We start from the raw sequence: 12,509 nt of genomic DNA, 5'->3' as shown, positions 1-12,509 counted from the left end.
AGCTGCACGCCCTTGGCGCCGGCTTCGAGCCCATAGGGCCACGGCGCGTCTTCGGCGACGTGGCGGAGGAACATTTCCCACTGCACCTTGAAGCCGTTATCGGCCGGCCAGTTGTCCGGAACCTCTTCCCAGTCGTTGAAGAAGTTCATGGTCTGTGGCTGGTCGGGGTTCCACACCGGCTTCGGCGTATTGACGCGATGCTGGGTCCAGCACTTGTGGAGGCCGGCAACCGCCGAACCCTTGGTGCCGTCCACATGGAAAGTGACGAGGTCGTCGCGGCGCACGCGGGTGGTCCAGCTCGAGTTGATCTGGGCAATGACACCGCCTTCGAGTTCGAAGGTGGCATAGGCCGCATCGTCCGTATCGCACTTGAAGCGCTTGCCGTTTTCGTCGACGCGCTCGGGAATGTGCGTGGCCCCGAGGCAGGAAACCGCCTTCACTTCGCCGAATAGATTGTCGAGCACATAGCGCCAGTGGCAGAGCATATCGAGGATGATGCCGCCGCCATCGTTCTTGCGATAGTTCCAGGACGGACGCTGGGCCTTCTGCCAGTCACCTTCAAAGACCCAGTAGCCGAATTCGCCGCGCACCGAGAGGATGTCGCCGAAAAAGCCGGAATCGCGCAGCATCTTGATCTTCATCAGGCCCGGCAGGAACAGCTTGTCCTGCACGACGCCATGCTTGAGACCCGACGCGCGGGCGGTCTTGGCAAGGTTCAACGCGACTTCGAGGTCGTCCGAAGTAGGCTTTTCGCAATAGACGTGCTTGCCGGCAGCGAGGGCCTTTTCGAGAAGCCCGGCGCGCATCAGCGTCGTGCCGGCATCGAAGAAGACGGTGTCATCGGGATTGGCGAGGGCGGCGTCGAGATCGGTGCCCCAACGCGCAATGTTGTGCTTCTTGGCGAGGCGCTCGATCTTGTCGCGGTCGCGGCCGACAATGATCGGATCGACGACGAGACGATCGCCGTTGGCGAGCGCAATGCCGCCCTGATCCCGGATCGCGAGAATGGAGCGAACCAGATGCTGGTTGTAGCCCATGCGCCCCGTGACGCCATGCATGATGATGCCGATGCGTTGTTCCGCCATATGCTCCTCCGGCCGCTTTGCGGTGTAACTGATTGGTTACTTGCTTAGCGCCGTCCATGGGCAGGCGTCAAGCCGGTGTGATAGAGAAACGGACATTTGCCGCGCATCCGATATCGCACTGTACGGTTACTTCTGCTTGACACTGGGGGAGGGGAGCCGCAGATTTGCTGGAAAAGGCGGCAAATCGCCGGGGGCGTTCAGGCGAGGGCTTTGCGCGGTTGCTTTACTGCTTTGGATGAGGCTGGTATTGGCCTCGCGCCTCGGCCCAATCACTTCACGATCATTCCGGCGGTACCACGACGTGTCAGACACAATCCCAGCCGCAGATCAGGCCGCACCGAAGCGCACGCGCAATTCGGCCAAAACCAAGGCGTCGATTCTTTCGGCCGCGCGGGTCGAGTTCGCCGATCGCGGTTTTGAAGGGGCGCGGGTGGATGCCATTGCCGAGCGCGCCGGGGCCAACAAGCGGCTGCGCTACCATTACTTTGGCAACAAGGAAGATCTCTACGGGGCGGTGCTGCTCGATGCCTATCAGGAGATACGCAAGGGCGAGCGGGCCCTGAGCCTTGACCAATATGATCCGATCCAGGCCATGGACCGGCTGGTGCGGTTCACTTTCCGGCACTTTCTGGCCAATCCCTGGTTTCCGCGCCTGCTCGGCACGGAAAACATCGAAAACGCGCGATTCCTGAAAACGCTGCCCGATATCAAGGCGCTGCATTCCCCGCTCGTGGGGCAGATCGCCGAGATCATTGCCCGGGGTAATGAGGCGAAGATTTTCCGGCGCGATGTCGATCCGGTGCAGCTCTATATTTCGGTGGCGGCGCTGGGATTTTTCTACGTGTCGAATACGGCGACGCTGTAGGTGATCTTCGAGCGCGATCTTTCCAGTGTCGCCATGGTGCAGGAGCGCGAGGCGCATGCCGTGCAGATGGTGCTGGATTATTTAAAGACCAAGCCGGGGGCTTGAGGGGTTCTTTTGGGCTGAAGGCCCAGGGGCTTCGAGTTTGCCGTCATCCCCGCCCGGCCTCTCCCATCCGAGGGGAGGCCGGAGGCAGTGGCCTAGAGATCCACGTCATCCTCGCTGAGCCCGTCGACTTCTGCAGCGGCGCGGCGCAGGATTTCGGCGGCGCGGCGCTGGTGGTCTTCGGAGCCGTGGCGGGCTTTCTTGATCGCCCCCTTGAGGGCTTTTCGAGCCGCGTCCAGTTCAGGCACGACGTCATGGAGCGGCCGGTCTTCCGGGCCGCGCGGTGGTTCGTTGCCGTCTTCGGGGCGGGTGCCAAAGGGCCAGTCGGCCCGGACGAACTCGCGGAACCGGTTGAACTGCTCGCCGGTGCGGGCGAGGAAGTCGAGCGTCGAGGCGACGGCCTCGCGGTTTTCGTTGAGATGCGCCCGGCCTTCGTCGGTGATCGTATAGAGCTTCTTGTTGCCCTCGGCCGATGAGGTCACGTAGCCGGCTTCCTCAAGATAGGTGAGGGCCGGATAGACGATGCCGGGGCTCGGCGAATAGACGCCGTTGGAGCGTTCTTCGATGGCCTTGATCAGATCGTAGCCGTGCCGCGGCTGCTGCTCGATGAGATAGAGCGCGACGAGGCGTACATCGCCCGAGGCGAGCATGCGGCCGACGCGGAAATTGCCGCCGAGCTGGCCGAGGTCTTCATCGGTAAAATTCTGGAACTTGCCCCAGCCGCGCCGAGCCATCTGCTCGAAACGCCGCCAGTTGGGTTCACCATTGCGCCAGTAAGACATGATGTGTCTCCCGATATGTTTCTAAGCCCGTGATCAGGAGATTGGCGCAGCTGAACTATGTTTCAAGATATATCTTATGAAAGTTTTTGGGAGCGACGAGACTGGCGCTATGGCGTCATAGGATTTTGGGGTGGAGGATTGTGCGGACCGGAGAGCCCCCTGCCCGGCCTTGCGGGCTACCCTCCCCCGAGGGAGAGGTGAAGGGCGGATATATTCCGCCCTTCGATCATTGACCTCAGGGCCGGCTGGCCCATTCGAGGAGGCTGGCCAGGCTCACGAAGGGTATGTCTGCCCGCTCCGTCAGGCCCGAGGCGCAGGTTGAGACGGTCGAGACGCCCAGGGTGCAATTGTCCGGGATGTCATTGGCGACGCGTCTTGTAGCGTGGGCGTTGAGTTCGGGGATGAAGAGACCCTTGTCGCCGGCATAGCCGCAGCAGGTGATCGAGGAGAGCACGGCGAGTTTTTCCGCGCAGGCCGCGGCGACGGCTTCCGTCGCCGGTTGTTCGGCGAGGCGCTGGGCCGAGCAGTTGTGGTGCACGGCGACGACGGGCAGTTTCTGCGTGATCGCCAGCTTTGGCAGCACATGGGTGACGAGGAACTGGGCCGAGTCGGCCACGGGCGCATCGCCCGGAAACTCCTTCAAATGCTTGGCGCAGGTGGAGGCGTCGGTGACGACGCTGAGCCTGCCGGCATCGGAGAGCGTTGAGAGTTCGGCCTTGAGCGCCTTGCCGACTTCGGCGGCTTGCTCGGGAAAACCCTTCGATTGGAAGGGCTGGCCGCAGCACTGGCCGGTCAGGTGATCGGGCACGACGACGTCGTAACCGGCGCGTTCGAGGAGGGCCATCATGGCGGCGGGCGTGTCGAGCAGGTCATGCTCGGTTTTCGGCGCGCCGAACATGCGGCTGGGGCAGGCGGGGAAATAGACGATCTGCGGCCGACCGGTCTGCGCGGTGGGCACGGGGAAGCCCGTCTTGCGTGGGTCCTGCCTAGTATCGCGAGCGCGTGGGGCGCCGGGGCCGTGATGGAGCGCACGGGAGACGCGGGGCACGCGATTGCCGGTGAGGCGACGCGTGGTGTCGGTGATGGCTTCGACGGCACCGGCGGGAATGATGGTGCGGGCAGCGTCGGCCAGCGCGACACCGCCACGCATGGCGCGTTCCACCGTGCCGCGATGATCGGCGGCAAGGCGGGCGACCGTGTGAGCGGTGCCGCCACGACGGCGGGCGCGTTCGCCAAGGATCAGTGTGCCGGTCTCGATGCCGACTGGGCAGCGCAGCGAGCAGAGGTTGCAGGCGGCACACGTGTCCATGCCGGCATATTGGAAATCGGCCTCGAAGCGGGCGAGGCGGGCCGGATCTTCGCCACTGGCCCGCAAGCGCGCGCGTTCGCGGGTGACGGCGATACGCTGGCGCGGGGTCAGCGTCATGTGGTGGCTGGGGCAGGCCGGCTCGCAGAAGCCGCATTCGATGCAGAGATCGACGATTTCGTCGGCCAGCGGCATGACCTTCAGGTTTTTGACGTGGACTTTTTCGTCATCGTTGAGCAGCACGCCGGGATTAAGCAGGCGCTCGGGGTCGAAGAGGGCCTTGATGCGATGCATGATCGCATAGGCCTTTGAACCCCATTCGGCTTCGACGAAGGGCGCGATGGCGCGGCCGGTGCCGTGCTCGGCCTTCAGCGACCCGCCATAGCGCAGGGAGACGAGCTTGCTGAGCTCCTGGTTGAAGACGTCGAATTTTTCGGCAGCACCGGGCACCGAAAAATCGTCGCCCATCTGGAAGTGGAGATTGCCGGCAAGCGCGTGGCCAAAGATGACGGCGTCGGTATAGCCGTGCTCATCGAGCATGGTGCGGAGGTCGACGACGAATTCGGCGAGCTTTTCGATCGGGGCGGCGACGTCCTCGGTGAGCATGATCGTGCCCTTGGGGCGCGCCGCGCCGGCCGAGGTGAAGAAGCCTTTTCTTATATCCCAGAGGGCGTGACTGCGATGCTCGTCGGTGGACAGGTCGATATGGGTGGCGCCATGGCGGGCGAGAAGCGCATTGGCCTTGGCGACCTCTACCTCGAGCGTTGCGGCGTCCGGCGCCGTGACGTCGATCAGAACCGCCGGCGAATTTTCGGTCAGCCAGGGCAGGAGCGGGGCCATGGGGGCGAGGTGTTCGACCGTGGCGAGGGCGCGGCGCTCGATATATTCGGCAGCAGTGACGCCGGTCGTGACCTGCACGCCGCCATTGGCCATTTCGATAATGGCGCGGCCAGCCGATTGCGGATCGGGGAAGGGGATCAACCCGGTCGCCTTGAACGGGTGTTCCGGCACGGTGTTGTAGGTGACTTCCGAGACGAAGCCGAGAGTGCCTTCCGAGCCCACCATCAGGTGGATGAGGATGTCGAGGGGGTCGTGATAGTCGACCAGCGCGTTGAGCGAATAGCCGACGGTATTCTTGATCCGGTATTTGTGGCGGATCAGGGCGACCAGTTCTTCGTCTGCCATCACGTCATGGTGGAGCTGGTGCAGACCCTCAAGCATCCGGCCATGCGAAGCGCGAAAAGCGTCACGGCTGGCGGCATCGCCGCTATCGAGCATGGTGCCGTCGGTGAGGACGATCCGGAGCCGGTCCATGGTGTGATAGGTGTTTTGCGCGACACCGCAGCACATGCCGGACGAATTGTTGTTGACCACGCCGCCGATCTTGCAGGTGGCCTGGCTCGCCGGGTCCGGCCCGATTTTTTTGTCAAATTGCTTCAGGGCCCGATTGGCCTCGGCGACAATGATCGCCGGCCCGAGCGTAATCTTTTCGGCGCCCGGCTGGATGTCGAGCTTGCGCCAGCCATCGCCCAGAACCGCCAATACGCCATCGGTGACCGCCTGGCCCGAGAGCGAAGTGCCGGCGGCGCGAAAAGTGACGGGCAGGCCTTCGGCGCGGGCGGCCTTGAAAACTTCGCGGACCTCGTCTTCGGAATTGACGAACACCACCACGGCCGGAATCAGCCGGTAGGAACTGGCGTCTCCGCTCCAGGCATAGGTCATCAGCGGATCAGTATGGATGGCGCCGCGCATATGGGGTTTGAGGCGCGCCGCAACTCGCTCGCCGGCGGCGAGACGATCGGGAGTGGGGGCGTGGGGCTGGGTCGAAAACAGAGGGGCTTGCTGCATAATGCGTGAGGCTAACATGTTAGTTTCGGCCGTGCGAGAAAAATGGGCGCGCGGTATTTCGGTTTTGGCCGCTTTGGCGGCGCTTGGCTAGAGCGGTGGCAGTGTCGCCTGGGCGGCCCGTGCAATGCGGGAAATCATGTCCTCGACGCGCTCTTCGCCGCGCCGCTCCTTGAGTACGTAGAGACCGGCAACGGCCAGTCGCTTGGGGTCGGCCTGAATCACCTCATAGAGCCCACGAAGGATAAAGTGGTCGCGCATGACGTGGGTATGCCCGAGGACGGCCTCGGTCGCGAGAGCGTAGTCAATACAGGCGGCAAGCGAATTGGAGCGGAAAGCGAAATGCGTGCGGTCGAACACGGTCTCGACCCGGGTGCGGCGGCGGGAGGGGTCGAAGAAGCGCTCGTGCCGACTCTCCGCCAGCGAACTGATGATCGAGGGATAGGCCGAAATCTCGGCCTGACTGCGCGGGGCGCCAAGCAGGGCGTGCTTCTCCCGCACAAAATAGGCATTGTAGACGCGCGAGAGCGGGATGAAGTCGGTGCCCACCGCGGGGCTGAGCCCGTCGATCTCATGGGCAAGGAACATAGAAATGTCGCCCGAAAGCAATTGGTCCATGAGGCGCAATTGGTTGCCGAGACTGACCTGCACCGGTGCATTGGGAAATTCGCGCTGGTAATCGACCACCATGTCCTTGAGGAACATGGTCCACCATGAATAACCCGATCCGACGGCGAGGCCACGATCGCTGCCGCGCTGCTGGCCGGCAATGGCTGTCAGCGTGTTGTCATAGAGGCGCTGCATGAGCCGGGCGTTCTCGTAAAGCGTCTCGCCATAGCGCGTCAGCCTAACCCCGCGGGAAGATCGCTCAAAGAGCGGTGCCCCGATGGTTTCCTCGAGCTTTTTCATGTTGAAGGTCAGGGTCGGCTGGGTGACGAACAATGTCGATGCGGCCCCGCTTAGCGAGCCCGCGTCCGCCACTGCCAGAAACTGGCTCAGAAGCTTGTCCATGGTCTTTGCTCCTGGCCATAGATTATATCTATAATATGCGTGGTGATTTCGTAGTTTTCCAGAACGTTTTTTTGGGCCAATCTCGGAACTGAACAAACCAAGCCCCGGCCGTGTGGAACCATCTGGCAGCGGCGGGCAAACCGGGAGGACATCGTCAGGGCAGACTGTGCGGGCCGGCCGCCAACAGGAACGGCTCGTCGCAGAAAATCTTCCATACAAGGTATGTTGCCCCTCGGCGCCAACCTGTGATATGGGGTAACTGGCTGGTTATTTGTCTGGAGATGAATTGCAAAGCGTAGCCACAAGCGGCTGCTTATGGAGAACTCATCTGACAGAGTTAGTAACTGGTTGGTGATTTAGCGACGGGGAGGTCGCTAATCCAAAGTACGCTCCGGGCATTCGGAGCAAGACCGTTCTAGGGAGGAAACACATGACATTTCGTATGGACCGCCGTCAGTTCCTGATGGGGACTTCGGCTCTTATGGCGGCCGGTGCCGCCGGCATCAGCCCCAGCTGGGCTCAGGCCGCCAATATGCGGCTCATCTTTTGGGGTGGCCAGAGCCGCGCCGACCGCACCTATGGCGTAACGGATCTGTTTGAGGCCGCAACAGGCAACAAGATCGACGGTGAGTTCCTCGCCTGGAACGATTACTGGCCCAAGCTCGCCACCCAGACCGCCGGCGGCAATGCCCCCGACATCATCCAGATGGACTACCGCTATATCGTTGAATACGCCAAGCGCAACGCCATCGCCCCGCTCGACGAATTCGTCGGCGGCGCGCTGAAACTCGACGGCTTTGACCAAGACCAGCTCGAAGGCGGCAAGGTCGACGGCAAGCTCTATGGCATCTCGCTCGGCGCCAACTCGGTCGCGACCCTGATCAACACCGCGGCCTTCCAGGAAGCCGGCGTCGAACCGCCGACCAATGCCTGGACCTATGAAGAGCTGATGACCAAGGGCGAAGCCTTCGCCAAGGCCAATATCCGCAACGGCATGAAGATGATGTCGGACGGCTCCTATACCGAGCCCATGCTCGACAACTGGCTGCGTCAGAAGGGCATGGCCCTTTATACCGCCGACGGCAAGCTCGGCTTCGGTGCCGACGAAATGGTCGAATGGTTCAATCTCTGGAAGACCATGCGCGATGCCGGCGTTATCGTCGCGCCAGACAATCAGGCGCTCGACACCGGGCCGCTCGAAACCACCATGCTCGTCTCGGGCAAGTCGGCGCTCATGCCGTCGAACTCGAACCAGCTCGTCGGCTTCCAGGCTCTTGTGCCGGACAAGCTCGACATGGTCGGCTACCCGCGTCTCGCCGCTGGCGTTGGCGGTGGTCACTACCGCAAGCCCTCGATGTTCTTCTCCGTGGCTGGCTCTTCGGCCAATAAGGAGAAGGCCGCCGAATTCCTGACCTTCTTCATCTCCAATTCTGACGCAGCAAAAATCCTGGGCGTCGAGCGTGGTATTCCATGCCTGCCCGCGACCCGCGACGTCGTGGCCCCGACGCTGGACGAAGCCAACCAGATCGCCCTCAACTTCGTGGCGAATCTGGGCGACCTGCTCGGGCCGCTGCCGCCGCCGCCGCCGGCCGCTGCGGGCGAAATCGACATTTCGCTGCTGCGTACGATCGGCCAGGAAGTGTCCTTCGGCGCTCGTACGCCGGAAGATGCCGGTCCGTACTTCGTCTCCGAAGCAACGGCCATTCTCGAACGGGCCAGCTAAGCATGACCGCGCGTTCTCTGGATACGGGCGCTCCCACCGGGGAGCGCGCGGCCGCCCCGTCGCCCTGGAAACGGATCTGGCAGCAGGATGCTCCCGGCTACCTGTTCCTCTTGCCCTGGTTCATCGGCTTTTTCGGGCTGACCCTGGGGCCGATGATCTCCTCGCTCTATCTGAGCTTCAACCACTTCGACCTGTTGACGCCCCCGCGCTGGGCCGGCGTCGACAACTATGTCCGCATGTTCACCAACGACCCGAAATTCGCCGCCTCCATGCGCGTGACGATGTTCTTCGTGGTCTTCTCGGTACCGCTCAAGCTCGCCTTCGCGCTCGGCGTTGCCCTGCTGCTCAATCGCGGCATGAAGGGTCTCACCCTTTATCGTTCGCTGTTCTATCTGCCGAGCCTGCTTGGCGCGTCGGTCGCCATCGCCATTCTCTGGCGCCAGATTTTCGCGGCCGATGGTCTGGTCAACAAGTTCCTCTCCATCTTCGGCATTATCGGGCCGAGCTGGATTTCGAACCCCAATTATTCGCTCTGGACCCTGATCGTGCTCTCGATCTGGCAGTTCGGTTCGCCCATGATCATCTTCCTTGCTGGCCTCAGGCAGATTCCGCAGGACATGTATGAGGCGGCCTCGCTCGACGGCGCCAGCAAGTGGCGCCAGTTCTGGAAGATCACCCTGCCGCTGCTTACACCGGTCGTGTTCTTCAACGCCATCATCCAGACGATTGAAGCCTTCAAGAGCTTTACGCCCGCCTTCATCATCTCGGGCGGCACCGGCAACCCGATCAACTCGACCCTCTTTTACACGCTCTATCTCTACCAGGAGGCGTTCGGCTTCTTCCGCATGGGCTACGCTTCGGCGCTGGCCTGGGTGCTGCTCGCGCTCGTCGCGCTCTTCACCGCCTTCTCCTTCCTCACCTCCAAATACTGGGTGCACTACGATGACTGATGCCCCCATGAAACTGACCGTTGTCGGCGCCGAAACCCCGGTCTGGCGCAAGCGCCTGACGTCGGTGGTGAGTCATGGCCTGCTGATCGGTGCATCGATCCTGATGCTCTATCCGCTGCTGTGGATGCTCGCTGCCTCGTTCAGGCCGGAAAACGAGATCTTTACCTCGGCCAGCATCATCCCGACCTCGTGGAGCCTCGATGCTTATTTCCGTGGCTGGCATGGCCTGAGGACCAGCTTCTCGGTCTTCTTCACCAATAGCTTCATCGTCTCGATCTTCTCGGTGATCGGCAATGTCTTTGCCTGTTCGCTGGCGGCCTTTGCCTTTGCGCGCCTCGAATTCCGCGGCCGCAGGATGTGGTTCGCGTTGATGCTGATGACGCTGATGCTGCCCTATCAGGTGACGCTGATCCCGCAATATGTGCTGTTCCGTCAGCTCGGCTGGGTCGACACCTTCCTGCCGCTGATCGTGCCAAAATTCCTCGCGGCCGATGCCTTCTTCATCTTCCTCATGGTGCGGTTCTTCCGCGGCATTCCGCGCGAACTCGATGAGGCCGCGATGATGGATGGCGCCGGGCCCTGGCGCATCTACTGGAAGATCATGCTGCCGCTTTCGACCCCAGTTCTGGCGACGGCTGCCATCTTCACCTTCATCTGGACCTGGGACGATTTCTTCGGGCCGCTGATCTACCTCAACAAGATGAGCGACTACACGGTCATGCTCGGTCTGCGCACCTTCACGGACTCGACCGGCATGTCGGACTATGGCGGGCTATTCGCCATGAGCGTCCTCTCCATCGTGCCCATTTTCCTATTCTTCCTCATCTTCCAGCGCTTGCTCATCGAGGGCATCGCCACCACTGGTATGAAGCGTTAAGCCTATGTCAGACCTGAAATTTGCCGCCATCGGCATCAATCACGCCCACATCTATGGCCAGGTGGACTGCCTGAAGCGCGCTGGCGCCGAGTTTGTCGCCTTCCACGCCGTGGAAGACGATCTCGCCGCCACCTTCGGGGCGAAATATCCCGAAGCCCAGCGCGTTTCCGATCCCCGGGCCATCCTTGAGGATGCCGCGATCCAGATCGTCGTGACCGCCGCCATTCCGGGCGATCGCGCCGCCATCAGCCTTGCCGCCATGCGGCACGGCAAGGATGTGCTCACCGACAAGCCGGGCATGACCACGCTCGCCGAACTCGACGAGATCAAGCGCGTCCAGAAGGAAACGGGCCGCATCTTCTCCGTGCTCTATTCCGAGCATTTCGAAGTGCCGGCGACCGTGGAAGCGGGCAATCTCATTGCCAAGGGCGCCATCGGCGAGGTGATCAATACCGTGGGCCTCGGCCCGCACTCGCTGCGCCTCAACAACCGCCCCGACTGGTTCTTCACCCGCAATCGCTATGGCGGCATCCTCTGCGATATCGCCAGCCACCAGTTCGAGCAGTTCCTGTTCTTCTCCAATGCCAATGATGGCGAAGTGACCTCTTCGAGCGTCTACAATCGCAACCATCCGCATCGTCCTGGCCTGCAGGACGTGGGCGATGCGCATGTGCGCACCGAACGCACCACCGGCTATATCCGCGTCGACTGGTTCACCCCCGAGGGTCTGAAGGCTATATCGAACTCAGGAAATATATCGACGTCGTCGGCCGCCCCGGTACGGACCACCTCTTCCTCGTCGACAAGAAGGGCACCCAGCACATCGACTGTTCGCAGGTCGAGCTGCCGTTTGGTCGCCAGTTCCTCGATGACGTCCGCAACCGCACCGAGACGGCCATGCCGCAGGAGCGTTGCTACAATGCCATGAAGCTGGCGCTGACCGCCCAGGCCAAGGCCGAACAGGGTACGGAGTGGGTGAAATGAGCCGGATTCTCAACGTCGCCGTCGTCGGTTGCGGCATCGGCCGCTCCCATATCGTCGAGGGCTATCTGCCCAATGCCGACAAGTTCAAGGTACTCGCGCTCTGTGACCTGGATCCCGAACGTCTTGCCAAGATCGGCGATGAATTCGGCGTCGAACGCCGCGTCACCAGCTATGACGATCTGCTCGCCATGGACGACATCGACATCATTGACGTCTGCACCCCGCCCGGCGTGCACTATTCCATGGTCATGTCGGCGCTGACGGCTGGCAAGCACGTGGTTTGCGAAAAGCCGCTGGTCGGCTCGCTCAAGCAGGTCGACGAGGTCATGGAAGCCGAGAAAACGGCCAAGGGCAAGCTGATGCCGGTGTTCCAGTATCGCTTCGGCGATGGCATCGAGCAGGCCAAGGCGGTCATCGATTCCGGCATTGCCGGCAAGCCATTCGCCGGGACCGTCGAAACCATGTGGCGCCGCGAGGCCCCCTATTATGCCGTGCCCTGGCGCGGCAAGTGGAAGACCGAACTCGGTGGTGTGCTGATGGGTCATGCCATCCACCCGCATGATATTTTCACCTACCTGATGGGCGATATTTCACGCGTCTTTGGGCGCGTCGCGACCCGCGTCAATCCGATCGAAGTGGAAGACACGATCTCCGCTTCCCTCGAAATGAAGAGCGGCGCCCTTGCGAGCTTTACCGCAACGCTCGGTTCGGTGGATGAAATCACCCGCATCCGCCTGCAGTTCGAAAACGTCACCATCGAAAGCGATCATGCCCCCTACAATCCCGGCCATGCGCTCTGGAAAATCCTGCCGCGCACGGACGAGGTGAAGGCCAGGATCGAGGCGTTGCTGGCCAATTGGCAGCATGTACCGAGCCGTTTCCAGACCCAGATGGCGCGCTTCTATGACGCCATCGACGGCAAGCGTCCGCTGCCGGTAACCTCGGCCGATTCCCGCCGTTCGCTTGAACTGGTGACGGC

The 12,509-nt window shown here is 62.1% G+C and carries 9 protein-coding genes and 1 pseudogene; 6 read left to right on the top strand and 4 right to left on the bottom strand.

The annotated features are described in order from the left end of the window. A partial coding sequence (locus tag J0I64_RS19690) for a Gfo/Idh/MocA family oxidoreductase (RefSeq protein ID WP_291411450.1) occupies positions 1-1,085 on the bottom strand: 1,085 nt, incomplete at its 3' end. A 301-nt stretch (positions 1,086-1,386) separates the two neighbouring features. Between J0I64_RS19690 and J0I64_RS19685 the strand changes: the two genes are divergently transcribed. Beyond that, positions 1,387-1,950, top strand: coding sequence for a TetR/AcrR family transcriptional regulator (locus tag J0I64_RS19685; RefSeq protein WP_291411448.1), 564 nt, complete (start codon positions 1,387-1,389; stop codon positions 1,948-1,950). Positions 1,951-2,147: 197 nt separating this feature from the next. Here the strand turns inward: J0I64_RS19685 and J0I64_RS19680 are convergent, their stop codons facing one another. From J0I64_RS19680 to J0I64_RS19670, 3 genes are all read right to left on the bottom strand, one after another. After that, the gene (locus J0I64_RS19680; RefSeq protein WP_366933765.1) at positions 2,148-2,834 is read right to left on the bottom strand and encodes a PadR family transcriptional regulator; all 687 of its coding nucleotides are present in this window, start codon (positions 2,832-2,834) and stop codon (positions 2,148-2,150) included. Between the two features lie 235 nt (positions 2,835-3,069). Next, on the bottom strand, positions 3,070-5,988 hold the full coding sequence (locus J0I64_RS19675) for an FAD-binding and (Fe-S)-binding domain-containing protein (RefSeq protein WP_291411446.1): 2,919 nt from the start codon (positions 5,986-5,988) through the stop codon (positions 3,070-3,072). Between the two features lie 87 nt (positions 5,989-6,075). Then, on the bottom strand, positions 6,076-6,996 hold the full coding sequence (locus J0I64_RS19670; protein WP_291411444.1) for a LysR family transcriptional regulator: 921 nt from the start codon (positions 6,994-6,996) through the stop codon (positions 6,076-6,078). Positions 6,997-7,426: 430 nt separating this feature from the next. Between J0I64_RS19670 and J0I64_RS19665 the strand changes: the two genes are divergently transcribed. The 5 genes and pseudogenes from J0I64_RS19665 to J0I64_RS19645 form a co-directional block, all read left to right on the top strand. Beyond that, positions 7,427-8,719: an extracellular solute-binding protein gene (locus J0I64_RS19665; RefSeq protein ID WP_291411442.1), complete on the top strand. Its 1,293-nt coding sequence runs from the start codon at positions 7,427-7,429 to the stop codon at positions 8,717-8,719. A gap of 2 nt (positions 8,720-8,721) precedes the next feature. Beyond that, a complete protein-coding gene (locus J0I64_RS19660; protein ID WP_291411441.1) occupies positions 8,722-9,669 on the top strand; it encodes a carbohydrate ABC transporter permease in 948 nt (315 codons plus the stop codon). 7 nt (positions 9,670-9,676) lie between these two features. Continuing rightward, on the top strand, positions 9,677-10,546 hold the full coding sequence (locus tag J0I64_RS19655) for a carbohydrate ABC transporter permease (protein ID WP_291411438.1): 870 nt from the start codon (positions 9,677-9,679) through the stop codon (positions 10,544-10,546). A gap of 4 nt (positions 10,547-10,550) precedes the next feature. Next, positions 10,551-11,530: pseudogene (locus tag J0I64_RS19650) on the top strand (Gfo/Idh/MocA family oxidoreductase). Then, on the top strand, positions 11,527-12,509 hold a 983-nt coding region (locus J0I64_RS19645), incomplete at its 3' end, for a Gfo/Idh/MocA family oxidoreductase (RefSeq protein ID WP_291411436.1). The pseudogene J0I64_RS19650 and the gene J0I64_RS19645, both read left to right, overlap by 4 nt.

Origin of the sequence: Devosia sp. (assembly GCF_017307565.1) — a bacterium.
In the GTDB taxonomy this organism is placed as follows: Bacteria; Pseudomonadota; Alphaproteobacteria; order Rhizobiales; family Devosiaceae; genus Devosia.
Note: the sequence above shows the minus strand (reverse complement) of the source record. Positions and strands in the feature narration are given on the sequence as shown.